At 57.9% G+C, this 24,659-nt stretch carries 23 protein-coding genes and 1 pseudogene; 7 read left to right on the top strand and 17 right to left on the bottom strand.

The window, feature by feature from the left end; translation table 11 throughout:
* The first annotated feature begins 37 nt into the window (after positions 1–37).
* The 3 genes from CIT26_RS03490 to CIT26_RS03480 are packed head-to-tail and all read left to right on the top strand — an operon-like array spanning position 38 to position 4,396.
* Entirely contained in the window at positions 38–1,633 is a 1,596-nt protein-coding gene (locus CIT26_RS03490) for an ABC transporter substrate-binding protein (RefSeq protein ID WP_425350320.1), read from the top strand.
* The gene (locus CIT26_RS03485; RefSeq protein ID WP_095491258.1) at positions 1,623–2,567 is read left to right on the top strand and encodes an acetamidase/formamidase family protein; all 945 of its coding nucleotides are present in this window, start codon (positions 1,623–1,625) and stop codon (positions 2,565–2,567) included. Before CIT26_RS03490 ends, CIT26_RS03485 begins: the two co-directional genes overlap by 11 nt.
* Entirely contained in the window at positions 2,564–4,396 is a 1,833-nt protein-coding gene (locus CIT26_RS03480) for an ABC transporter ATP-binding protein (protein WP_095491257.1), read from the top strand. Before CIT26_RS03485 ends, CIT26_RS03480 begins: the two co-directional genes overlap by 4 nt.
* A 122-nt stretch (positions 4,397–4,518) precedes the next feature.
* Here the strand turns inward: CIT26_RS03480 and CIT26_RS03475 are convergent, their stop codons facing one another.
* The 6 genes and pseudogenes from CIT26_RS03475 to CIT26_RS03450 all read right to left on the bottom strand — a co-directional run bounded on the left by CIT26_RS03475 (position 4,519) and on the right by CIT26_RS03450 (position 9,359).
* Entirely contained in the window at positions 4,519–5,427 is a 909-nt protein-coding gene (locus CIT26_RS03475; protein WP_095491256.1) for a nitrilase-related carbon-nitrogen hydrolase, read from the bottom strand.
* A 27-nt stretch (positions 5,428–5,454) separates the two neighbouring features.
* A pseudogene (locus CIT26_RS03470) lies at positions 5,455–5,803 on the bottom strand (RidA family protein).
* A gap of 14 nt (positions 5,804–5,817) precedes the next feature.
* Positions 5,818–6,996: an NAD(P)/FAD-dependent oxidoreductase gene (locus CIT26_RS03465; protein WP_095491255.1), complete on the bottom strand. Its 1,179-nt coding sequence runs from the start codon at positions 6,994–6,996 to the stop codon at positions 5,818–5,820.
* Between the two features lie 2 nt (positions 6,997–6,998).
* Positions 6,999–7,973 (bottom strand): D-2-hydroxyacid dehydrogenase, encoded by a 975-nt coding sequence (locus CIT26_RS03460; RefSeq protein ID WP_245319072.1) that lies wholly within the window; start codon positions 7,971–7,973, stop codon positions 6,999–7,001.
* The gene (locus CIT26_RS03455; protein ID WP_095491254.1) at positions 7,970–8,767 is read right to left on the bottom strand and encodes a pyrroline-5-carboxylate reductase; all 798 of its coding nucleotides are present in this window, start codon (positions 8,765–8,767) and stop codon (positions 7,970–7,972) included. Before CIT26_RS03455 ends, CIT26_RS03460 begins: the two co-directional genes overlap by 4 nt.
* A 103-nt stretch (positions 8,768–8,870) precedes the next feature.
* Complete coding sequence (locus CIT26_RS03450; RefSeq protein ID WP_095491253.1) at positions 8,871–9,359, bottom strand: methyltransferase family protein; 489 nt, start codon at positions 9,357–9,359, stop codon at positions 8,871–8,873.
* Positions 9,360–9,537: 178 nt separating this feature from the next.
* On the opposite strand from CIT26_RS03450, the gene CIT26_RS03445 reads away from it, so the two are divergent.
* A complete protein-coding gene (locus CIT26_RS03445) occupies positions 9,538–9,993 on the top strand; it encodes a MarR family winged helix-turn-helix transcriptional regulator (RefSeq protein ID WP_095491252.1) in 456 nt (151 codons plus the stop codon).
* Between the two features lie 213 nt (positions 9,994–10,206).
* Positions 10,207–10,506 carry a hypothetical protein gene (locus CIT26_RS03440; RefSeq protein ID WP_095491251.1) on the top strand — a complete coding sequence of 100 codons (300 nt, stop codon included), beginning with the start codon at positions 10,207–10,209 and terminating at the stop codon, positions 10,504–10,506.
* A 77-nt stretch (positions 10,507–10,583) separates the two neighbouring features.
* Here the strand turns inward: CIT26_RS03440 and CIT26_RS03435 are convergent, their stop codons facing one another.
* Positions 10,584–10,817: a hypothetical protein gene (locus CIT26_RS03435; protein ID WP_095491250.1), complete on the bottom strand. Its 234-nt coding sequence runs from the start codon at positions 10,815–10,817 to the stop codon at positions 10,584–10,586.
* Between the two features lie 139 nt (positions 10,818–10,956).
* Positions 10,957–12,804 carry a DUF262 domain-containing protein gene (locus tag CIT26_RS03430; protein WP_095491249.1) on the bottom strand — a complete coding sequence of 616 codons (1,848 nt, stop codon included), beginning with the start codon at positions 12,802–12,804 and terminating at the stop codon, positions 10,957–10,959.
* A 560-nt stretch (positions 12,805–13,364) separates the two neighbouring features.
* Here CIT26_RS03430 and CIT26_RS03425 point away from each other — a divergent pair.
* Positions 13,365–13,616, top strand: a complete 252-nt coding sequence (locus CIT26_RS03425) for a hypothetical protein (RefSeq protein ID WP_143747778.1) — start codon at positions 13,365–13,367, stop codon at positions 13,614–13,616.
* A 10-nt stretch (positions 13,617–13,626) separates the two neighbouring features.
* Here the strand turns inward: CIT26_RS03425 and CIT26_RS35610 are convergent, their stop codons facing one another.
* The 9 genes from CIT26_RS35610 to CIT26_RS03380 all read right to left on the bottom strand — a co-directional run bounded on the left by CIT26_RS35610 (position 13,627) and on the right by CIT26_RS03380 (position 22,585).
* The gene (locus tag CIT26_RS35610) at positions 13,627–14,106 is read right to left on the bottom strand and encodes a hypothetical protein (RefSeq protein ID WP_143747777.1); all 480 of its coding nucleotides are present in this window, start codon (positions 14,104–14,106) and stop codon (positions 13,627–13,629) included.
* A 12-nt stretch (positions 14,107–14,118) separates the two neighbouring features.
* Entirely contained in the window at positions 14,119–14,919 is an 801-nt protein-coding gene (locus CIT26_RS03420; protein WP_095491247.1) for a hypothetical protein, read from the bottom strand.
* A gap of 519 nt (positions 14,920–15,438) precedes the next feature.
* Complete coding sequence (locus CIT26_RS03415) at positions 15,439–15,636, bottom strand: hypothetical protein (protein WP_095491246.1); 198 nt, start codon at positions 15,634–15,636, stop codon at positions 15,439–15,441.
* 207 nt (positions 15,637–15,843) lie between these two features.
* On the bottom strand, positions 15,844–16,308 hold the full coding sequence (locus CIT26_RS03410) for a hypothetical protein (protein ID WP_095491245.1): 465 nt from the start codon (positions 16,306–16,308) through the stop codon (positions 15,844–15,846).
* 582 nt (positions 16,309–16,890) lie between these two features.
* Positions 16,891–17,154: a hypothetical protein gene (locus CIT26_RS03400; protein WP_095491244.1), complete on the bottom strand. Its 264-nt coding sequence runs from the start codon at positions 17,152–17,154 to the stop codon at positions 16,891–16,893.
* 54 nt (positions 17,155–17,208) lie between these two features.
* The gene (locus CIT26_RS03395) at positions 17,209–17,418 is read right to left on the bottom strand and encodes a hypothetical protein (RefSeq protein WP_095491243.1); all 210 of its coding nucleotides are present in this window, start codon (positions 17,416–17,418) and stop codon (positions 17,209–17,211) included.
* Positions 17,419–17,593: 175 nt separating this feature from the next.
* On the bottom strand, positions 17,594–19,585 hold the full coding sequence (locus tag CIT26_RS03390) for an ATP-binding protein (protein ID WP_095491242.1): 1,992 nt from the start codon (positions 19,583–19,585) through the stop codon (positions 17,594–17,596).
* Positions 19,586–19,658: 73 nt separating this feature from the next.
* On the bottom strand, positions 19,659–21,629 hold the full coding sequence (locus CIT26_RS03385; protein ID WP_095491241.1) for a COG3904 family protein: 1,971 nt from the start codon (positions 21,627–21,629) through the stop codon (positions 19,659–19,661).
* Between the two features lie 134 nt (positions 21,630–21,763).
* Positions 21,764–22,585 (bottom strand): competence protein CoiA, encoded by an 822-nt coding sequence (locus CIT26_RS03380; protein WP_095491240.1) that lies wholly within the window; start codon positions 22,583–22,585, stop codon positions 21,764–21,766.
* 403 nt (positions 22,586–22,988) lie between these two features.
* Between CIT26_RS03380 and CIT26_RS03375 the strand changes: the two genes are divergently transcribed.
* Positions 22,989–23,900 (top strand): hypothetical protein, encoded by a 912-nt coding sequence (locus CIT26_RS03375; RefSeq protein ID WP_095491239.1) that lies wholly within the window; start codon positions 22,989–22,991, stop codon positions 23,898–23,900.
* The last annotated feature ends 759 nt before the right edge of the window (positions 23,901–24,659 follow it).

Raw genomic sequence — 24,659 nt, 5'->3', positions numbered from 1 at the left:
ATTGACCTCCACCGTTGCAGTGTCGGCGCTCGCGCTGATGCTCGGCATGACAAGCGTACGCGCCGAGGATGCCGTCGATCCGAACGCCAAGCCGGGCGGCGCGATCACCATCACCTACAAGGACGACGTCGCTACGCTCGATCCGGCCATCGGCTATGACTGGCAGAACTGGTCGATGATCAAGAGCCTGTTCGACGGGCTGATGGACTATGAGCCGGGCACCACCAACCTGCGGCCCGACCTCGCCGAGAGCTACGAGATTGCGCCCGACGGCAAGACCTTCACCTTCAAGCTGCGCCAAGGGGTGAAGTTCCACAATGGCCGCGAGATGACTGCCGACGACGTGAAATATTCGCTCGACCGCGTCACCAATCCGAAGACGCAGAGCCCGGGCGCCGGCTTCTTCGGCTCCATCAAGGGCCATGACGATGTCGCTGCCGGCAAGGCGGAAAGCCTGGCGGGCGTCACCGTCGTCGACCCCTACACGATCAAGTTCGAACTGACCCGGCCCGACGCCACCTTCCTGCATGTCATGGCCATCAACTTCTCGCATGTTGTGCCGAAGGAGGAGGTCGAGAAATACGGCGCGGATTTCGGCAAGCATCCGGTCGGCACCGGGGCTTTCAAGTTCGCCGAATGGACGCTCGGTCAGCGCGTCGTCTTCGAGCGCAACCCGGATTACTGGCACAAGGGCCTGCCGTATCTCGACAAGGTCAGCTTCGAGATCGGCCAGGAGCCGATCGTGGCGCTGCTGCGGCTGCAGAAGGGCGAGATCGACATTCCCGGCGACGGCATTCCGCCGGCCAAGTTCCAGGAGGTGATGGCCGATCCCGAGCAGAAGGCCCGCGTTGTCGAGGGCGGCCAGTTGCACACCGGCTACATCACCATGAACACCACCATGGCGCCGTTCGACAATGTGAAGGTGCGGCAAGCGGTCAACATGGCGATCAACAAGGACCGTATCGTCCAGCTGATCAACAACCGTGCGGTGCCGGCCAACCAGCCGCTGCCGCCGTCGATGCCCGGCTACGACAAGGAATTCAAGGGCTATCCCTATGACGTGGCCAAAGCCAAGGCTTTGCTTGCCGAGGCCGGTCATCCCGATGGTTTCGACACGCAGCTGTTCGCCATGAACACCGATCCCAACCCGCGCATCGCCCAGGCGATCCAGCAGGATTTGGCGGCCGTCGGCATCAAGGCCAGCATCCAGTCGCTCGCGCAGGCCAATGTTATCGCCGCCGGCGGCGACAAGGCCGGCGCGCCGATGATCTGGTCCGGCGGCATGGCCTGGATCGCCGATTTCCCCGATCCGTCGAACTTCTACGGGCCGATCCTCGGCTGCGCCGGCGCGGTTCCGGGTGGCTGGAACTGGTCGTGGTACTGCAACAAGGATCTCGACGCCAAGGCGGCGGAGGCCGACTCGATCGTCGATCCGGCCAAATCAGCCGAACGTGCCAAGATGTGGAGCGCGATCTACGGCAAGATCATGGAAGACGCGCCCTGGGTGCCGGTCTTCAACGAGCAGCGCTTCACCATGAAATCGGCCCGGATGGGCGGCGCCGACAATCTCTATGTCGACCCTGTCCATATCCCGATCAACTACGACAATGTGTATGTGACCGATGTGCAATAACTGCGACTACACCATCCACGGTCGCCATCATCATTTCGGCTGGGACAATTCCTTTGTCCCGACTGAGCGGGTGGCGCCCGGTTCGACGATCGAATTCCAGTGCCTCGATTCGTCAGGTGGCCAGCTTCAGGCCGACAGCACCGTTGCCGACGTCGCCAAGCTCGACTTCGACAGGATCAACCCGGTGACCGGGCCGATCTTCGTCGAAGGTGCCGAGCCGGGCGATGCATTGAAGGTGACGATCGAGATGTTCAAGCCGTCCGGCTTCGGTTGGACGGGGAACATTCCTGGGTTCGGCCTACTCGCCGACGACTTCCCGGAACCGGCGCTGAACATCTGGACATACGACGCCGTCTCGCTCGAGCCGGCGCTGTTCGGCAGGCAAGCCCGCGTGCCGCTGAAACCCTTTGCCGGCACCATCGGCAACGCGCTGGCTGAAATGGGCCTTCACTCGGTGGTGCCGCCAAGGCGCGTCGGCGGCAATCTCGACATCCGCGATCTCGCGGCCGGCACCACGCTCTATCTGCCGGTGGAGGTGGCCGGTGCGCTGTTTTCGGTCGGCGACACGCATGCCGCGCAGGGCGACGGCGAAGTGTGCGGCACGGCGATCGAAAGCCCGATGGATGTCGTGCTCAAGCTCGACCTGGTTAAGGATGCGCGGCTGAAGACACCGCGCTTCACCACGCCAGGGCCAGTGACGCGCCATCTCGATGCCAAGGGCTACGAGGTGACGACCGGCATCGGACCGGACCTGATGACGGGCGCCAGAGAAGCGGTCTCCCAGATGATCGACCTGCTTGCCGGCCGCTACGGAATGGAGCCGGTCGAGGCCTACATGCTGGTTTCGGTCTGCGGCGATCTCCGGATCAGCGAGATCGTCGACATGCCGAACTGGGTGGTGTCGTTCTACTTCCCGCGCTGCGTCTTCGAATGAGCAAAGGCGCAGGCAGCAAGCGGACCGGGGCTGCCGCTCCGGCCGTTTCGGTCACGGCTGGTCCGGTGCTGGAAATCTCCGACCTGACCGTCAGCGTGCGCGGCGAAGACGGCGAGCGGCCGGTGGTATCAGACCTATCGTTCTCGCTTGCGCGCGGCGAGACGCTTTGCATTGCCGGTGAATCCGGCTCCGGCAAATCGATGACCGCGCTAGCGATCATGCAGTTGCTTCCGCAGCCCGCCGCCCGGATAGAATCCGGCGCGATTCGGCTTCGCGATATCGATCGGGGCGACATCGATCTGGCAGTCCTCGATGAGCGCCAGATGCGGCGCATTCGCGGCGACCGCATCGCGATGATTTTTCAGGAGCCGATGACATCGCTCAATCCGGTGCTGTCGATCGGCCGGCAGCTGGTCGAGTCCATCGAGGCCCATACCGGTCTGTCTCGCGCCGAGGCGCGCCGGCGCGCCATCGAGGCGCTGAAGGCCGTTCGCATCTCGGAAGCCGAAAGCCGGCTAAAACAGTTTCCGCACGAACTGTCCGGCGGCATGCGCCAGCGCGTGATGATCGCCATGGCGCTGGCGCTGAAACCGGATGTGCTGATCGCCGACGAGCCGACGACGGCGCTCGATGTCACCGTGCAAGGCGAGGTGCTGGAACTGCTGCGCGATCTGCAGCGCGAGCATGGCACCAGCATCATCCTCATCACCCATGACATGGGCGTGGTTGCCGAAATGGCCGATCGCGTCGTCATCATGCGGCACGGCCGCATGGTCGAGCATGGAACAGCCGCCGATATCTTTTCCCGCCCGCAAGCCGACTATACGCGTGAACTGCTCGCCGCCGTGCCGCGCATCGGAACCGGCGTCGGCCGCCAAAAATCCGCCGAACAAAAATCCGCCGAAGCGGAAATGCGCGCGAGTGTCGCTGTCGTCAACGATCTGCATGTCCATTTCGACCTGCACGGCGGCTTCTTCGGCAGGGTGAACCGCCGTGTCCACGCCGTCGAAGGCATCAGCTTTTCGATCGCGCCGCACGAGACGCTGGCGCTGGTCGGCGAATCCGGCTGCGGCAAGTCGACCACCGCCAAGGCGCTGGCCGGGCTTGTGCCCTACCACGGCGATATCGTGATCGGCGGGCGCAATCTGGCGGGCCTTGGCCGTGACCAGCGCAAGGCGGTTCGCCGCGACGTGCAGATGATTTTCCAGGATCCCTATGCCTCGCTTGACCCGCGCATGCGCGTCGGCGACCTCGTTGCCGAGCCGCTGTTGATCCATGGCATCGCCTTGAAGGAAGAGCGCAGCCAGCTTGTGGCGGCGCTGTTCGAGCGCGTCGGCCTGTCGGCCGACCAGATGGAGCTCTATCCACACGAATTCTCGGGCGGCCAGCGCCAGCGCATCTGCATCGCCCGCGCGCTGGCGCTCAGGCCCAAGCTCATCATCGCCGACGAAAGCGTTTCGGCGCTCGACGTGTCGGTGCAGGCCCGCGTGCTCGACCTGCTGAAGGAACTGCAGCGCGTATTCGGTATCGCCTATCTGTTCATCTCGCACGACATGGCGGTGGTCGAGAACATTTCCGATCGTGTCGCGGTCATGTATCTCGGCCAGATCGTCGAAATGGGCACTCGCGACCAAGTCTTTTCGAACCCGCGCCATCCCTACACGAAGCGCTTGATCGAGGCCGTGCCGGTGCCCGATCCGGCAAAGCGCCGGCCGCGTTTCGCGCGTCTCGATCAGGAGATCCCGAGCCCGACTCGAAAAATCGGCGAAGACCCGCCGAAACTGGCCCTGAAGGATCTTGGCAACGGTCATCTCGTTGCTGTTTCCTAGAGCATTTTGCAGCCAAACGTCTTCGTTTGGCGTCCGACAAAATGCGTTAAAACAAAGAGTTAGGGCGCCGTTTTGGTTCCACCAAAACGCAAAGCGCTCTAACGCCAGCGAGGGCTGTCACCTCAAACCTGATCCGCGATCAGCTGATATTGGTCGGGCCGGCGATATCTGGCGAAGTCGAAATTCACCTTGCGGCAGACGGCGATCAGGTCGAGATCGGCGCGATGGACGATCACCTCGTCGTCGAGCGACATCGCCTGCGCCGCGATTTCGCCGGTCGGGGCGATGATGCAGGAGCCGCCGATCAAGGCCTGGCCGTCCTCGACGCCGGCCTTGGCCGCTGCCGCGACCCAGACCGTGTTCTGATAGGCGCCGGCCTGCATCGGCAGATGATTGTGGAACATGCGCAGATGCGCCTGCGCCGGCGCCTCATCGAGCAGCAGCGGCGTGTTGTAGCCGATCAGGACAATTTCGGCGCCGTTGAGGCAGAGCATGCGGTAGGTCTCCGGCCAGCGCCGGTCGTTGCAGATGGCCATGCCGACGCGCACGCCGCGATAGACGAAGACCGGAAAGCCGAGATTGCCCGGCTCGAAATAACGCCGCTCGAGATGGACGGTCGTGCCCGGTTCCGGCTCACTTGATCCCGGCACATGGATCTTGCGGTAGCGCCCGACAAGCTTGCCGTCCTGCCCGACCAGATCCATCGTGTTGAAGCGGGCCCCGTCGACGCGCGCCAGCTCGGCATATCCGAGCGCAAAGCCTATCCTGAGCCGCGCCGCGGCGTCGTAAAGGCGCTGCGTCTGCGGGCCCGGCATGGCGGGCTCGAAGAACGCTTCGATCTCGGCCCGGTCGTCGATGCGCCAACGCGGAAAGAAGGTTGTCAGCGCCAGTTCGGGAAACACCGCGATTTCCGCGCCGGCGGCGGCCGCTTTTTCCAGAAGCGCGACCAGCCGGTCCACCGTTTCGGGCCGTTGCGCGCTTTTCTGTATCGGGCCGGTCTGGCAGACCGCGATGGACAGGTCTCGAGCCATGGCGTCGTCTCCCCAATAGATCGCAGCTCAGGCTGCAGCGGTCACCATGATCTCGACGCGATAGCCGTCGCCGGCGAGCCTGGCTTCGACCGTTGCCCGCACCGGCATGGCGCTTTTGTCGATCCAGGCGTCCCAGGCGGCGTTCATCTTGTCGAAGTCGGCAATGTCGCGCAGCCATACCGTGGCGCTCAGGATACTGGACTTGTCGCCGCCGGCCTTCGCCAGATAGGTGTCGACCTTGGCGAGCACGTCGCGCGTCTGCTGCGTGGTGTCGCCCGACAGATCGTCGGCCGTCATGCCGGCCAGATAGACAATGCCCAATGTGGCTGAGCACACGGCAGAAGCGTGGTCCGTTCTCGAAGCGTTCGATTGTCATGCGGTCATCCTTGCTCACGGTGCTTTTTCCTCCGGCGCGGATGTCGCCCCGATCCGGCCGGGCGCAAGATCACCCGGCTCGATGCCTTGACGCAACAGATCATCCGGCAAGCGTCCGGTGCCGATTAGATCGCGACATGCCCTGGCGAGCGCCGGCGATGTCTTGATGCCGTAGCCGCCCTGGCCCGCCAGCCAGAAGAAGCCCTCGGCCTCGGCGTCGAAGCCGACCACCGGCGAGGCGTCGCTGACAAAACTGCGCAGGCCCGCCCATTGATGCTCTATCCGGCGCACGTCGATCGTCGTCGCCCGCTGCAGGCGATCGACGCCGACGGCGACGTCGAAATCGTCGGGATAGGCGTCCATCGGCTCGCTCGGGGTCGCATCCGCCGGCGAGACGAAAATCCGGCCGGCGTCCGGCTTGAGGTAGAATTCCTCGCCGACATCGTTGACCAGCGGCCAGCTGGCAATCGAGACGCCATCCGGTGCCGCGACATGGAACGCAGTGCGTCGCTTCGGCACCAGACCGATCGGGGCAATTTTGGCCAGAGCGGCGATCCTGTCGGCCCAGGCGCCGGCCGCATTGACGAGGATCGGCGCGGCGAATAGTCCCTGGCTCGTCTGCAGGATCCAGCGATCCTTGTGCCGCTCGATTGCGTCGACGCCTGCATTGGTGACGATCCGGCCGCCATGCTTGCGCGCAGTGCGCAGGAAACCCTGATGAAGCTCGTTGACGTCGATCTCGCGACAGCCTGGTTCGACGAACGCACCGGCGACATACTCCGATCGCAGCACCGGCACGCGCGCCAACGCCTGTTCGGGGCTGACCCGATGGATCGACGGCACGAATTGCCTGGCCTTTTCGAGTTCCTCTTCAAGCCGGCCCAGCTGATCCTGGCGCGCGATGGTCAGCATGCCACGCGGGAGCGTCAAGGGATGATCGCAAAAGCCCTCGGGCGGCGCTTCGAGAAAAGATCGGCTGGCGATCGCCAGCCGTCGGATGACGGCGTTGCCGTAATTCTCGGTAAAGCTCGCGGCCGACCGGCCGGTGGAATGGTAGCCGCAATGGCTTTCGCGCTCGAGCAGGATGACCGACGAGACGGCCGCCAGCTCATAGGCCGCACTCGCTCCGGCAATACCGCCGCCGATGATCGCGATATCGGATTCTTGGATCGAGGCGCTGTCGGGAGACTTCATCGCTAGTAACCGCGCATTGGATCGACAATGTTAAGCAGCTTTTCGCCGCGCCGATAGCGGCTGAGATTGTCTGCGAACATAGCCAGCGCTTTCTCCTCCCAGCCGTCATAGACCGACGAGCAATGCGGCGTGACGATCACGTTCTCATAGCCCCAAAGTGGATGATCCGCCGGCAGCGGCTCGGTCGAAAACACATCGAGCGCGGCGCCTTTGATGCAGCCGCCGTCGAGCGCCGACAGCAGTGCTGCCTCGTCGACGACGCCGCCACGCGAAACGTCGATGAGCACCGCTGACGGCTTCATCGCGGCAAACGCCGCAGCGCCGATCAGCCCGCGCGTCGCCTCCAGCAACGGCACGCAACAGGCGATGAAGTCGGCCCGGCCCCAAAGTCCCGGCAATGCCTCGATGCCGTGAACCTCGTCGACATCGGCGGTTGGCCCGGGATGCGCACGCACGCCGAGCGTCGTCAGCCCCAAGGTTTTCGCTCGCCGGGCCAATGCCTGCCCGGTCCTGCCGAGGCCGAGCAGCAGCAAGGTCTTGCCCTGGATCGGCTCGACCGTGCCGGTGACCCATGTCCGGGCGCGCTGATGCTTGGCGAAATTTCGAAGACCCAGCGAGAAGGACAGCATCGCCCCCAGCGCGTATTCGGCCATCATGTCGGCCGCGACACCGGCGGCGTTCGTCACCGTCACCTTTTCGGGGTTCCAGGCACCCAGATGATCCGTCCCCGACCCGCCGACCGACACCCATTTCACCGTCTGGCTCTCCAGGAGAGCGGAGCGCGGGAAGCGCGCGGTGCCGTCGAAGCGCACCGAGTAGACGATCTCGGCTTTTGTCTCTTCTATCAAGGCGGCCAGGCCGGCGTAGCTGTCACAGGGGTAAACCGACAGCCCCGGATGCGTTGCCCGCAACAGCTTCATCGCCACCGCCGGCGCGTTGGTGTGGAGGATTATGGCAGGGTCGACTGTCATCGTCATGATGCAGGGCCGGTGCGCGGCGCTGCTCCTGCCGAGATACGCCGATGCACGCCGTCCAGGCTTTCTCGGAAGGCATCAAAGACGTTCCGCGCCGTGAGCTCACGCAAAATCTGTTCGTTGAGCCCGCCGCGCGTTGCATAGTCTTCCGCCAGATCCATGAAGCCGGTATCCGACGCTGTTTCCGGTGCGTTGGCCAGCGCTTTGAAAATGGTGGCGATATAGTCGCGCGCCTGCGCGTCCCCGACGCCATGGTCTTTCAGCCAGCCATGGATGGTATCGAGATATTTGAAATAGCTGGCAAATGTCGCGGTGACGACGCTCAGCGCGTCGAACTCGCTCGGATCATCGACCTCGATCACCTTTCCTAGCCGGCTGAAAAACGCCGCCATGCGCCGATCGGGCGGACAGATGATTGTCGCTCCCTGCCTGTGAGCGATCATCGGCATGGGAAGTGCTTTCGTCACGTGCTCCACAGGAGCGATCAAGGCGGCTATTTCCTCGCGCGACAGGATGGCGATCAAGCTGACGACGTGATGGTCCCGACGAAACTGCAATCCTGAAAGCACGTCCTGCGCAATCTGCGGCCGAACCGCCAGCATGACAGTATCGCAATTGTCGAGGACGGCCTGATTATCCGGTGCAACGCGTACATCCGGGTAGTGAAGCGCCAGGCTGGCAGCGATTTCTTCATTACGGGGCGACAGGAGCACCGATACGGAATTGTCCGCGGCGGATTTAAGTCCGGTGACAATCGCGGCTGTGAGCGCGCCTGTGCCGATGAAGCCGAGTTTCATTTGAAATCCCTAAGCGTTGGTTCTGGATCGTCGTCAGCCGACAAAATAGTACCAGCTCGGCAAGACTTTGGGATCAGAGCACGCGATCGGCATTTTGCGACGCTTAGAGCCAGCGCCGCACGCGTTGCCTGTAGTCGAGATAGGCATCGCCGAAACGCCGCTCGAGATAGGCCTCCTCGCGGGCGACGACGCCGTAGCGGATCAGGATTGCGAGAGGCAGCGTGAGGACAAGGATCCACATATTCTGCGCGGCGACGCCGATGCCGCCATAGATCAGGAACATGCCGAGGTAGATCGGATTGCGCGTCCAGCCGTGGATGCCGGTCGTCACCAGCACGCGCGTCGGCTCATTCGTCGGCACCGGCGTCTCCGCGCGCATGAAGTTGCGAATGCCCGCGGCGAAAAGCGCAAAACCGATCACGATCAGCGAGCCGCCGATGATCCAGGTGACCTGGTCATTCCCCGGAATCGGGAACGGCAAGCGCAGCAGGCGGTCCAGGACGAAGCCAATCAGAAAAGCGGCGAGAAACAGCAGCGGCGGTCTCGCGATGACGCCTGCGGTTCCGCTGTCGGTTTGCCCAGCCTGGTCCATGTCTGCTCCGCAGATGCTGGAGGGCCATGAAGCCCATAGCCCCTAGAGATGACAATCAAGGTGTCATTCTAGAAGTTGACAACAGCGGTGTCAATCACAGAAGTTGGCACAGACAGGAGGAACGGAAGCGATGGCGTCGGCACGACACGGGACCGACCGAACGAAGGAAGCGGACCCCATGGTTGACGGCAAGGCCGAGGCGATCACCGAGCTGATGCTCGAGGTGGCCCAGTGCTTCTTCAGAATACGGGCTCTCGGCCAGAAGACAGGGCTCATCACCAGTTGGGGCGGCGGTGCGTTCGGCTTCATGCGAAGCCTCACGCTGCTTGGTCCGCTCACCGTGCCGCAGATCGCCCAGATGCGGCCCACCAGCCGCCAGCGCATGCAGCGGCTGGCGGATGAGCTTGCGGCCGAGGGGCTGGTCGAATTCATCGACAACCCAAAACACCGGCGCTCGAAGCTTGTGCAGCTGACGCGCAAGGGTGCTGCGCGCTACGGCGAGCTCAACGCCCAGCTCTTGGCGATCGCCTCGACCATGGGCGCTGCTCTCGACGAAGCGGATATTCGCAAGACCGCCGGGATCGTGCGGCAACTGAGCGACGATGTGAAAGTGCGGTCGGAGCGGCTGCCGTAGTGCTGACGCAAAGGCTGCGCGGCGCCATTGATGGGATTTCCCGTCCTGCTTGGGCGACCCCCCGAACTCGTGCCGTTTCAGCCTGGATGCGCTTGGCTGTTTGCCACTTCCGTCCGGGTCCGCCGGCGATCGATTGCCAACCGGAACCTCTGCGGAGCTGAGGCGTTCGAACCGCAGAAGCTGAGAGCTGCGCCACCGCAAAAGAGTACTGCAATGGTTCAGAAGATAACGACAGGCACAAATGACCGGCCGCGCAACGAAACCATCGGCCAATCCGGCGAACCGGGCGACAGCAGCACGCCGCTTGAAGTCGACGAGACCGCCGCCCGGTTGCGAGGCAAGCTGCAAGGCAAACCTGCGCAACTTGCGGAAGATCAAGCTAATGCCGACGCGGCAGGCATTGCCGGCGCCGGCGAGCATATGTGCCACCGCTGCGCCGGGACAGGCATGATCGACGGCCGCACCTGCCCCGAATGCGGCGGAACAGGAAAGGTGACGACGCCGATAGGCTGAGGCGATCAGGATAGCGATCACGCGCCGCGGCAATCTCGATCACTGAAGCGCCAAGGGGCCGATGGAAATTGTGCGGATCAGATCGCCGGCACCCACTTCCAGAACACGCCTTCCATCCTTTCGGGATAGTGCTTGAACTCGCATTCGAAGCGCCATCCGTAGGTCTTGGCGGCCGCCAGCGCTTCCTTGCTGACCGGGTTCATGCCCGTTCCCGGCGCGAACCAGTCCTCCAGCAAGTCGTCGGGCACGTAGGCGCCGATCCTCAAAGGCAGCTTTTCGAGGACGACATCCATTTCGTCAGGTGCGGGCAATGGGCTCTCCCTTCGAGATTCTACCGACAACAAGTCATTCGAGGCGGGTTGGGTTCCAGACCATCGGTGAGGTGGAAGGCGACCGCCATGGGCGGGCGGGACTGATTCAACGTCCAGCTTTACGAGATATGGCTGAAAGTCATGACGCTGGAGCCCAAACGATCGATATCATGTCGAAAAGAAGTTTCTGGCGTTTTTCAACCTCGGCTGGTCCAAAGCTCCTGCACGCCTCGAACTTGAGTTTGTGACCGGTCATCATTGTCTTGAAGTCCAGCTTCGATTTGTAGGTGTCGTCTCGCAAGGTCTCGTTCCAGTAAAGAGTCCCCGCGTAGGATTTGAGTTTTTGCGCATAAGCCTCGTTGTTGCTGGAGATGTTATCCTTGCCTTTCAACAGCAAGACCCCACCCAGCCTGTTCCGGTCAACCTCGAACCGTTCCGCGTTGTTGTCATAGAGCGCCAGATTGGCCGCGTTGTTCGAAACGATGTGCTCGATATGAAACCCGCCCTTCGAGCCTGTCTTCGTGACCAGTTCGTCGATCGTATGCTTGGGCCCAACCTTCATTTCACGTGCCATAAAATCGTCGACGCGCGCAAAAAAGTAGCGGGTGAAGCGTGTCGGAACGTCGGTTACCGAAGTATTCTTGAATTGCGAATATTCGAATGGATCGCTTACCGGCAGACCACGCCTCAATGAGAGCAACTTGAGCAGTTGCTGATCGAACGCCACTGGAATTGCGCTGGCATTCTCGCCCCGCAGTAACTTTGAGATCTCGTAAACGGCGTCATTGAATTCGTTGCTGTCATAGGCACGCTGTAGCCGCAGCAAAGTGAACAGCCGGTCGAGGTGATAAGAGACGAGCCGAATCTTCTCTTCTTCTTCAGGATCGTCAACTGTACAAGCAGAAAGAATAAGCAGAAACTGGCTGTCCATTTCGTTCAGCCTGTTGAAGTAAACATGCTCCTGGGCCGGTTTGCGTACGCCAGCATAGTTCCAGATTTTGGCATAAAGCGAGGTGTAGTAGCGAAAATCCTCACTGAGAAATTTCTTGACCCTTACCGCGTCGTGGTCGAGCCCGAGCGCGTCGTTCATATCCTTCTTGAACATTTCCCGGTGGTATTCGTTGTCAAACCGTTGGGCTAGCTTGCGGGTGTCGGCGAACTTCGCCTTCAGAAAATAGGTGAAGAACGTATCGATTTCATCCGGTTTGAAACGGTTCACGCTTCTTACGCAACGCTCCCACAAACCGTTGAAATCCTGTGCATCCAGTTCGATCTTTTCGATCTGGCCGAGGAGCTTGCCCTTCAGGATTTCATATGGCCGGAGCCGCACGCCACGATCGTTGATGACCTCGAACACCATCGGTACGTCGGTCTGCTCGACCGAAAGGTTGATCAGCACCAGCCGATGCAGAAAGTAGAAGACGAAGGTCTCCAGCTTGTGCTTGTCCGTCAGCCGTTCATCGAGCGCATCGGCGATGATATTATAGTTGTCGAGCATGTTAACGGCGGTAAGGCCGCTGTCGGTCGGGATCTGGTCTTTATCCTCGAACAGTGCCTTCAGCGCCTCCAGATGCCGTTCATGATTCATCCAGAAGCGCTTTTTGAAGCCGTCCTGCCCCGCGATTTTTCCCTTGATCCAGTCGGCCAGGTCCGACTGGAAGGAAACCGCCATATGGTGCAGCTTGATGAGGATCAGCGTCAGCGTGGTCAGGCGCTGCTGTCCGTCGACAACATAGACGCGTCCGTCGATTGTGTTGGTCACATAAGTATTGAGATAGTACCAGGGATACTTCGCGACGATGATCTCCGGCCCGGGGTCAAGGACGACGTGTTCCTTGTACGTCTCCTCGAAAGCATAGAAGATGTCATCGATCAGCCGGCGGACCGGCTCGTCAGTCCACTTGTAGTCTCGTTGATAGAAATCTATGTGATAAGTCGTGTTAGAAAATACGCGGTCGATATTCTGCTTGTCTGGCGCGATGTCCATTCGTTAGTGCCCCCCGGCTCTGTGAGTTTTGATGTGATGTTTAACGCCCGAAGATTGAATGCTTCCCGATCGAGAACTTGTCCGCTTTGGCATTTCCCCCCCCGTCGGCTGTACGTTAGACTAAGAAGTTGGAATTGAAATAGCCGACGTAAAAATCGCCCCAGTGCAGATTCGTCATGGATCTGACGCGTGGAGGGAAAGCATCCCGACTTCAATGCTGTCAAGTAACCCGTCGTGATCGACCTGCGTCGACAAGAGACATGCCCCTCCGCCAAGCTTTCTCTTGCGCTTGAATGGCGCGCCGGAGAGGATGAAACTGGGCACCGCTATGTTATTGTTGGGGCTATATAATCCCAAATATCTTTTGAAATTTCTCTGGCGTTTACGACACCTCGGCCCTGCCTTCTTCGGCGATCTTAATCAGTCGCCTGATTCTATAAGCCAGCGCGGGCGACGGTTGCGGGACGACTTCATTGAATAAGACATCTCGCTCTTCACGCATGAGAAGCAGAACGGCCGACACGAAGCTGCGCGACCTGATCGGCGACGCTCCGGAGTGGTTGAACGATCACGGCAAAGCAGCCTGGCAGGAACTTGCTGAAAACGTGCCTTGGCTGAATGCAAGCCATGGCGGCATCGTATCGATCACCGCACTGTTGGCGGGGAGACTGCGAACCGGCACGCTTTCAGATTCCGGCGCCAATCTGTTGCGTCTGTGTCTCGGGCAACTGGGCGCTACTCCGGCGGACTTCGGAAAAGTCGGCTGGGCACCGCCTGCGAAAGAAGATCCTGCTGCGGAGTATTTCAGCTGACCGTGTACGCTCAAGACGGTGGCTTTAACCAGCATTCGTTACCGAGAAAACAGTAGAGGTGGCCGGCCAGTTGACCGTCAGCCAGATAAAAAACTTCACCCTCCTCGTTGAACCGAAAAAGTCCGCCCCAAACGTTTAACTGCAATTCCTCGGGGTCTCCACCAACTCTTTCTTCAGATTTGTTTTTGTTGTGATCTCTCACTGGGCCGGTGACCGTCCAGTGCTGATCGCCTGTGTAGTGCACGGTATAGCAACTTACCTGTACGTCGCCGATGTCTCTTATAAAATGTATGGAGAAAAATGGATCCGGGAATACCGCCAACGGAAATGATCCCTCCGGGAGCCGGAAGTCGCCTATCATAAATTCCACCCAACTGTTCCTTGGATTAACCTCGGGACATTGCGAATGCCCAGGAACAATATAGGCGCTTGCTACTTGCGGTGACGCGAATGCGAGAAGGCCAAATAACAGCGGGATGCGCTTTAACACGATACTCTCCAATTAAGTCGGATCGGAATTGTCTATACTCGGCTGCTTTTGAGGGGGGGCTGTCTGCGGCGGGGGTGTGACAGGCGGAGCCTCCTGCGTGACAGGCGGGGTCTTAGTCTCTGATGACGTTGTTGGGGGAGAAGGAGGCGGGGTAGTGTTAGAGTTTGGATTGGCGTCGTTGGTAAAGGTGCCGGGCGGGAGCGGCTTGTAGTTGTCCCGGAAATACTCTGCTTTCGGAAGAACCTTATAGTACTGGCCGGACTTTTCGTTTCTTCCTTTTTGTTGCCGTTCCTCTTCTTCTGCTTTTGCCTGGAGCATCGGACCCAAGACAACATACTGGAAGGTTTTGTACCCCAGATCGCGGGCGAGGCGCTCGCTTCGCTTTTCCAGTCGCGGTATATCGATCTCCCTGATTTCGTCGTCGATTTTCGCGATCGCAGCATCTGCGCCTGCACTAGCCGTTTCGCCATACTGTTTCTCAATTTCGTATGCGCGCTTCATCGTGTCTTTGAATTTCTTAGGCGTGTCGATTGCGCGATCTTTGATCTGGTCCCCAATCGATTTAAGCATCTTCCCGGCAAGCTCGCCTCCTTCGTCAGCATACTTTTGCAGCTTCGAATCGTAGTCCGACTTTACGCCTTTAAGGCGCTTCAACTCAGCGGTAGTGCGTTCAAGTTCAGCCTTCGTTGTTTCGATTTCTGTCCGCATTCGAACAAGCGCCTCGGACGCTCGCTCTGCTGAATAAGCGGGAAGGAATGCCAGAGGGCTGTATGCAGCCGCGAGCAGCAATACCAACAAAAAGCGGGCGGTCATCGGTTTGTAGACCCCCTCGTTTGAGAACGAAACTACGCAAAGATAGCACGGCTGAAAAACCCGGTCAGCGCAGTCGTAATAGCTAGCTCTAATTGCTGATCTAGTGATTGCTCTGCGCTGTCGTGAGGCCTGGACCTTACATCAAACCCACACTTCAACCAACAAACAAAACCCGCCGGCATCCCGCCCGCGGGTACGGGAAACTAATGTCACAACATGACTTTGTCATAGACAACGGTCCTGGCCTTGCGATCAGGACCGACGCTGCAGGCGCTGGCCGAGCAGAATAGCGGCACCACTGAGCCAGGCACGATTTACGCCGGCATGGTTTGGCTGGATACCTCAGACGGCGGCAACGGCGTCATCAAGGTGCGAAACCAGGCCAACTCGCTTGGGTGGATTTGTCAGCCCTTGCCGGCGTTACGCCAGTTGCGCAGGGCGGAACGGGCGTCGATACAATTATCGAGGCCTTCGACGCGTTGCACTCCCAAGGCTCCAATATCACCTCGGGCGGGACGGTCAGCCTGGCCAACTTTCGAACGACTGGCCTACCGCGGCGATCTTCGCCGTGTCCACGCGCTCCGATTTTGGCGCGACCTGACCGTACCTCAGCGTGATATCCAGACTTCCACCGACGATCCCGAACAGCGTGGCGACAATCCAGGCGATACTGAATTGTACCGCGAGGTGCGGCCAAGCGTACGCGCCTTCCGGCATTCAATGAGTGCTGACAACTGATAGGGAGCGACGGGATCATCGTGTGTCTGGTGGAGAGCTTCGACGGCCGATTGATGAGGGCCAGTGTGTTCGGCGACCACCTGTTCCCTGAAACTTGCAAGCTGCGGATCGCCAGCCCGATTTGATCGCGGGCGGCTAAACCGTTGACGCCAAGTCCATCCTCGGTCGCTTTGGCGTTGATATGCTTCATGCTTCACTCAGGTAATGCCGCAGTTCTCGGTCTTTCGGTACCTCTTGGCAGAAGGCGGTTGTGGCGCGTTCGCGCATCGAACGGGGGGAGGTAATCCGCAGCCCGCGATCCTCGAACCTATCGACCTTGGGGATGCCCAACAGCCGCTCCGCAATATCAAACGGTACCTTTGCGTCAGGCGCTACCAAGCGTCGGGCTTTGGCGTCACCGTGAGTCAGGATGATGATTTTCGGTCCCTCCACCCGCGCGCGCTTCTCCCCGTTGACGATGAGCACCCAGCCATACCTATCCGAGGTCCAATAGCTTTGCCGGCCCCCGCTGCCGGAGGTATTAGGCCGCTCACTGTCGGTCGCAGGACTTTCCGTGTTCTTGGAACCGACAGGCCGTTGCGCTTCCTTTCCGATATCCGGGCGGAACGATGAAGTGCCCGGCACGTTTTCGCCGTCGTCTCTCTTATTCATTGGTTGCTACTCCAATTCATTGGTTGCTACTCCAAGCCCGGTCCGCCGCGCTGCGCGCCTGACGGTTTCTGCCGGGCGGCGGCAAGCCGTTCCTGCATACGCGCGCGACGGTCGCCCGCCGTCGTGTGCTGCGCATCTTGGGACTTCTGGCCGTGATGTCTTGCGCCGTTTCGCGGGCCTCACGCTCGCGCTGCTCTTTGCCAGGAGCAATCCAGGCGGCAGCGCGGCGAGCAAATTGCGTAAGGAAGTTCGAATCTTGTCCGGTTGAATGGCGCACCCGACAGGATTCGAACCTGTGACCTCTGCCTTCGGAGGGCAGCTAGGCAGCGGTTACAACTTAGATCGGAACCGCTCACACCCCGGAAATAACTCAATCGCTACAGCCGGTTGACGCACCAGACCTAGTCTCCCGTCTTAGAGCAGTCAAGCCGATTCCTGCTCGACAGTTATGATCGCTGTGGCTGGAGTGTGACCGATATCGACCTACGCGAGACCCCCATGGGGGAAATGGACGCTTGCTTTGTATTAGATGCCCGCGCAAAAAAATTTGTAGCTTTTACGAACTGGAGGGCGTGCCCGGTTTCAATCGTCCTCTCTGGACAGCCGCTGCACTTCGGCATCTGTCAACGCGTTCTGACTATCCATCAGGAACGCGGCCAAATCGCCTCCGGCTGCATCCATAATATCGCTTTTGCTGAACCCCTCCGCTTCTGCGTGAGCTAAGCAAACTTGGGCCTGCACCTCAAAATTTGCCTTATCCTCATCGTAGCCGGGTGAGTTGATGTGCTCGTCTACCCAAGCCGAAAGCCACCTGCTCGCGGGTCCCTCATCCTCATCTTCAATCACGTTTGCTCCTCCTTGATTTCCCTGGCGTTTCTGCCGTTAGGACCCGTGGGCATGTCAGGCGTCCTTATCGGCAATAACTGCCTTCATATACGCCCGCCAATCGTCAGCCCCTTCCTCTTCCGGAAGACTGACCGCCGTGACCACATGCGCGATTTGGCCAATGGCTCCGTCCTTGGTGATCGCGCCAACTTTGAAGCGATCTAGCGTAACCCCTATGAATTGTTCAAGGAGTTTGTGATCTTTAGAAAATAGTCTGCCTGCCATGCGATACGCTTCCTCATGCTTTTTTCCGCTAAGCATGCATATAGAAGTTCGGCCTCTGGCGCGACAGTCTCTTGACACCTGATAGATGGCGCAGGGGATACGGGGAAGCCTGGGTGATCGCTAGAGTTAGATACCTGCGCGAAAAATGTTCTTCAGGTCAGCATTGAGACATCGCCTACTCGGCTGCCACTGAGGTTGCTTCAGATAAAGCCTCCCGCACTGCCTCCGGCAGCAACCCCAATCTGTCAAAAAAACTCCGATTGCGAGCTTCGGCGTCTCTAAACACCTTGGAGTAACTCAGCACGCGTATGGATGCGTTATGCTCAGACGAATAGCCGTAGAACCCCTGCCCGTCTGGTGTGCGCGTCTGCGCCAAGCTACGTACAAACTTCTTCTTCGCGCCTTCAGTTAAATCACAAATCACTATGCACTCGAACGGTGTTCGATCATCGATATCAGAAATAACCTCTCCCTCAGGTCCACGAACCGTCCGCCCTCTGAGGCGCTCGATATAGTCCAGAACTTGATCAACCGGGTCGCTCGTAAGAGTCTCATCGCCTGGCCTTTTAAATTCAATGATCACGACTGGATCGGTGGTGCCCTCTCTCCTAAAACCATAAGGGTTGAAAAAAATCAGATCAGGCTCTTGGCGCTGCCCGTCAACTCCGAACGAAGTCATAGGCTTATCGGAGGCAAAGAAACTGTAGTATGATAATAGATCATCAATTAACCAAAGATTGTGGTCATCATAATTGTGAGCAGAAAGCATCTTACCCATAGGACATATAAGCTCGTGAACAGCTTTCTCCCATACGTATTTCCGATCGCTACCATCCGAATACCTCAGCATTGATCTAGCAAGCTGTATAATCTGGTGGCGCTTTATCGTGTACTCGGCAAGTCTGCGCTTCGCATCGTCACTCACCTTCTGCACAAGTGAGTCAACCTTACTCCTAAATTCATCCCGAGTATCTTCGTCCGAGTTCCCACCGTCCAGAAGCCTTATATCGGCGCGCAGCCGCTTCTCATGACGATACAACAGCGTGAAGAGCGTTTTCCCAATGTCTTCATCAGACATACTGGGTGACAAGGTACCGACGAACTGCTCCACATCCTTAACCGACAGCGCCAGTTGGGGATGCTCACTAAGAAGTTCCAATACACTCTTGCGCTGGACAGTCCGAATGCCCGCTATGTGCGCGCCAAGGAAAGCTTCCGCCGCATTCATAGCCACATCTGTGATCATCCCCACTTCGCTATCCAGTGCTTTGAAAGCGGTACGTTCCTGATCGGCCCTGTCATCAAGAAAGCGACCACCAACAACGCATACGTACGCCTTTCCGTTGGCCAGGGTTCGGAGAGAAAATTTCTTTTCAATCTCTATAGTCTTAACCACACGACCCTGAGCGGTTAGCAGTATCGAGTTTCCAAACTCGTGCGATATACTCTTGTCCACATAGACATGAGATATGACTATGTCGCCGATGTTCTCCTTGTCTATCGATATCGTGTCTTGCGCCACCCTTACAACTCTCGTCGACAGGTATGAACCTATATCCAATCTCCGGCGACCTATCTGTACATTCAGTCTCGGCATCCCGCCAGCAATGAAGTAAGGAAAGAAATGATGGCAAAGATTTTTAGTAAGAATCGTCGTACTCATTGCCGAGTTTTCATTCGGATCAATAGAAGACAATATTATTTGAGTACCCATCTCACCTTCGCGGCTGGGTGCACGTGCGATATCCACAAAGGAGTCGTCCAACTCTGGTTTAAAAGTGAATGACACTTGGTCATAACCAGACATGCCAGTTTCGTAAGTGCTCTTCACCTTTATGTCCCGAAACACCTTACTCCACACCAGTCTACCAACCCCTCGGCCACCTTTGGCTTCTTTCTGCAGGGTGTCACATGTTTCAAAGGCAATGAGGTGTGTACTATTGAGGCCGATCCCGTTGTCAGAAATCCCGATATATCTCAGCGTTTTATCGTCATTTTGTTCCACGACAATTGTAATAACTCCGCGGGTAGAGAAATCAGTTACTCCAAACCGTTCCTCAATCGCATGTATCGCATTGCTGATAGCTTCATATATCGAGTAGAATAGTGCCGTACGCCCGTCGGGCAGACGCATGTTGCGGATACGTCCCCTCACATCAAATTTCAAGAGTCCCTCCTTTTAACTGCCGCTAAGAGTTGGGCAGTCGATTGAACGTCGATCCGAATCGTTCAGTAGTCGATTATTTTGTAGAGAATACCTGGCGCATTATCATTGCAGCCTGACTCGTGCCAAAGCTACTAATGCCCTTAAACATGGCAATTGTGCCTTTGCAGTACTGGTCGTAGCCAGCTGCTGGTACCTGTCCCGGCTCCATCGCAAGGAGTGCAGCTTGCTCTTGCGTCATAGTCTCAGAAATAATTGCCCATGCGGCTTGATTCTCCTCCAGCTTTGGAGCGGGTCGCCCGCCTCCGGCCCGCAGTATCCGCGCATTCAACTGCTCTTCCATTTCAATTATATCGCTAGGAAGCGCTTTGATCACATCAGCGTTCGCACCCAACGCTGCGTACTGGAAACAAAGCGCCGGGTCACGAGTGAGCAGGGATAAATACTGCTTGGACAAAAGCGTGGCATACTCAGCCAAAGTTTCGTCATCTGCCCGAAGGAAATTTGCAAAGACGGCCGACGCTACGAACCCGCTGACGCTCTGCCTCAATTGATCCTTTGATTGCCCTGCCATTATGCCTACCCGTACTGACCGGTAGATCTTGTGAGCGACATCCGGGGCGGCATCTTGAAGGGCATCTATCACTTCAGACGAGGCACGCAAATCGTGCTCTATCGAAGCAAGCGATGGGACGATCTCATGTCCTGATGAGCCAAACTTTTCACCTCGATCGATGTCGGTGATGGCCTTAGCCTGCATCAGTTCGTCTGACGTAGGATACCACATCGTTTCTTGTGAGACGGCGAGGGCTTTGGTTATGAAAGTGCCATCCAAGCCCGCTGCACGGTACATCGCTGCCCACTCTTCCGTTGCAGCGCGGCGTTCTTGCTCAGTAAGACCGGGAAAGGAAAGCCCGTGGTATCCGAGTTTGGCGGCGTCGGATAACCAGCGGTGAGACCCAGCGGCAAACACTAAGGTGCATGCAGACGAACATTCATTTGACACGTATGTGTCGATCGCACGTTCTTTGATCAGCTTGAAGAGTTTATTGGCCTCTGCAATACGACCGCCACTACTGTTCAGATGAATTACAGAAACGTCCGGAGCCGCTTTCAGTAGTCGCTCAACGTCTCTCGACAGACCATATTTGATCCCTCCGAATAAGCTCAATTCCGTACCCCCGCTTAGGAGCTTAAGCTCATTCGGTGGCAAGTCCGGGTCATCTTTAAATGCGATCCGGTACATTTCTGATATCTGCGGCGCGGTGTTTTGAGAGAAGGTACCGACGATTTGGAGCACACTGAGCACTGCCATTAGCTGAGCTGCTCCCGCCCAAAAAACAGACTTGCCAGCTTTGCGCTGTCGGTCCGCATGGCGCTGTGCTGCCCTCCAAAGGCCGACAACCTGCCAAACAACGACCGCTGCTATTCCCGCCGACAGCAGAGATGTGAACCAAAATATCGAGACCGGCTCAAAGCCATCCTCTGGTGAGAACAAGGCAGTCAGTGTTCCGACGAGAGCCAAAATTGCCAAATATACTAAAAAATTTACACCCCAGTACGACGCTCCTAATGAGAACTCTCCTCGCCAGTACTGAGCGAAGAAGTTTGACCTTCGGGGACGCTTGGTCTGTACATGTAGTGTCTCACCATGATTAGTTTGCCGGTCAGGAATTTCATTCACATCGATTTCGACAGTCGGTACTGAGGACGTGTCCCCGGTAGTTCTCAGGAGTTGCGTATCTATGGCGTAGTCGAGGGGCCTCGCTTTTCCCGAAGCCCGCTGTCGCCATAGAAGCGCAGTAAAAACGATGATCTGCGGGACTGCGTACATACCGAAGGAATACGCAAAGTTCGGACTGGCCCCGTTGGCAAGACCGTATCCTCCTACGATTGTTGCAGTAAGAAGCGACAACAGGTTTGCCACGTAAACCAAAGCAGGTGGCTGAAGGAAGCGCCGGATTACGAGTGACCAAAGAGCTGTTAATAAGACGACACCCAGCAGCCCCCCGGCGAACTCCCCAAAAGCGTACGCAGTGAAGTCCATCTGAGCCTCCTCACACGTGTCTCGAACTCTTAAGATCGTTCACGTGTCCCAGTGGGTAGTATGTTGCGAAGCGTTGAACACCGCAACACAGGGAAGGGTGGATTATGGCAGATGGTGTACAGTACCCTACTATATCAGCGACGACGAGGCTTATGGGACTGAAGTATTTGTTGGTTCCGGTACGATCGCCACTGGGCGTGGCGCCGTGCTTCCTCTCGCTCCTTGTCCCGCTGTTGCTGCAGTTCAAGCTGCAGTTCAAGCGCTACGGCATTAAGCCGCTCCGTAACGTCGATGATCTGCGGGCGACGCATCGCACCTTCCAGAAACATTTGACGGGACACCGCAATCATAACGGCATACCGATCCACTCGGCCCGGCAGGAGGCACCAAAGAAGCTGGCGTGCAGGCTCGGGTTCATCTGCCGATCCATCACCCGCAAAGTCGAAGAACACTGGCACCGAGCTTGCGAGCCATTCATACGGAAAGCGCTCCTCCGGGCAAGGCACCCTGTGCGTAACATCTAATGCGGTCTGCCTGAACGCTGTCGTGCCCTTGTAGAACCGCGGCCAGTCCCGCTTGAGGCGCGTCCCGTCTACGACCCAGACCATGTTTCCATAGAAGGCTTCTCGGGCGGCTCTCTCCTGTGGATCAAGGCGTGAATGCTGAAACTCCAAAACGAGGCCCAGGGCGGTGCGCACATCTGCGATATGCCTCTCGCCATTCTGATCGCAGTTGATGACCTCGCGCCATTCCCTCGCAAAGTTCTCTTTCCAAGCGCGGTGCCAAGGCGTCTCGGATTCCCACCAACGATCGCATTTCCGCTTCCTCAGGTGCGCCCAATGCCACATCCGCTGATCGCCGCACTTCGCGACTACGGGCTGACCGCAACCCGGGCAATGCCCAGCCAAGCCAGGGGAGGCCTCATGCTTCTGTCCAACTACCAATGCAAACTGCATGACATTCTCCGTGTCGTTGACGGCTGTGCGCGGGGCGTCGGCCTGATTGTTTTCAAGGGAGAGCTTGTGTCGCAGCTTCGCCAGCGGGGGCTGGTGCCGGTTCTTACCTATCGTCGGGCTGTTGGTACTAGCCAGGAATGTAATTCATCGAATGCTGCTGGTACTGTCTTTGCCACCTATTTCCCCGCTCTGAGATGATCAGCTTCTTTAGCACGCCAGAGTCCCGACATCTGAACGCCTTGGCATATTTCACAGTTATCCGCAGGAATATTTATGCGGGCGCAAAGGAGCGCCTGGAAAGATGCATTGCCGGCAGTGAATAGTCACATCGTTGCCGGCAGCCAGAGTTGTGTTTTGGGGCGTCCCGTGCTCTCACTTTGCTAGCCGTTGGAGGAAATCAAGCGTGACCAAACTGCCGAAGAAACCGAAACTTTGCTTTATTGTTGGTCCGATTGGTGCAGACGACAGTGACGACCGTATCCATGCCGATTGGCTGTTGGAGGGGATAATTGCACCGGTCTTCGAAGAGCATTTTGAGGAGTTTCGGGTTGAGCGGGCCGACAAAATCTCCGACCCAGGCCGTATTGATGCGCAGGTTATCACCGCACTTTTGAACGCCGATCTTGTGATTGCCGATTTAACGACCCTCAATCCCAACGCTTTTTACGAAATTGGCATCAGGCATACGATCCAAAAGCCAATCATCCACATGCGGTTGGAGAACCAGCCGATCCCGTTCGATGTCGCCTCATTCAGGACGATCAGCTTCTCTCGAAAGCGACCTAGGGATTTGGAGGTAGCTCGTGAGCTGCTACGTTCCGCTGTTTCAGCTGCAATAGCCGACGGTCACATGGTGGATAACCCGGTGACTTTTTCCCGCGGTAAAGTCGAATTCGAAAAGACCGCAACTCCACCGGAAAAGATAATTCAGGACCAACTGTCCGCTATTGTTCGGCGGCTCGGGGCGATAGAGGCGGGTGCGCCGCAGATACCCTGGTTACGTTCAGACGATCTTTCTTATGGCGATCGCCTACACGTCAGGAATCATCTTGTGCACAATGATGTCAAACCGACCAATGCCTTCAGAGACGTCGGCAAAATCAGGATTGAAATCAGACCAGATAGCCCCCAGGGGATCCCTTCATTTCAAGATGACGTCGAACGCTTGGTTGCGAGTCATCTTACCGATTTTTCCCTGAGTGGTGACAGTGTGACGGCTATCGTCTTGGCCGCCGACAATGCCTTTAATCGAAAAGGAATTGAGCCTTTGCAGAAAGATGCCATAGAACAAGAATTGCAAGTCAGAATTCGCTGATATAGCGGGCGTAAGAAGGCGGGCGCGCAGAAAATGCCCTCCGTTAGAAGGGGCACTCTCCGAAGAAGGAAAACGCTATCCCGGCGCGGCCATCGCTGCAAAAACTATCCCTTGATGGGGACGAGCTGGCCGGAGAGGCTGTTTTCACTCAATCAAGAGCGTGCCAGTGAACCGAGCCCGCAACAAGTATTAGGAAGCGCAAATGCCAAATCGTAAAACCGCATATTGGTTGATGGTTGGCGTGTGCTTTGTGAGCTGTAGTGCATTTGCGGCTGAGCAGTGCGAAGGGCAGGCCCCACTGCCCCATAACATGGGCGCAGAAAACTTCGTGACTACGAGTCGCGTGTACAAGGGCAATGGCGTTGAAACCTACGAGACATGCGTGGAAAACCGTGGCACGGGTGATCTTTGGGTAAACTGGCTTATCCCTGGCCCCACAACCTGGTTGCTGCCCGGCACTGCCATTCCACAGCCGCGGCCCTTCATTAAACGCGACAGCATCGACGCCAATGGTTGCCTTGAATACGGAAACGTTGGCGCGATTATGAGTGCCATATATTGGTCACGCATCCGATGCCGACGCGCTCGGAAAAGAAAAGTCAGCAGGCTGTGCCGCCGCCGTCTCGGCCTCTTACCACGACACAGAATTAGCTGCGCCTAAAGAAATCGACGCTCCGATACGGTTGTTTGTTCCCTCTGATAAGCACAATCCGTCAAATACAATGCTCGAATTCCGAGCAGTCGCTACAGCTAGATGGG

This window comes from Mesorhizobium temperatum (assembly GCF_002284575.1).
In the GTDB taxonomy this organism is placed as follows: Bacteria; Pseudomonadota; Alphaproteobacteria; order Rhizobiales; family Rhizobiaceae; genus Mesorhizobium; species Mesorhizobium temperatum.
This window is presented reverse-complemented; position numbering and strand designations above follow the sequence as displayed.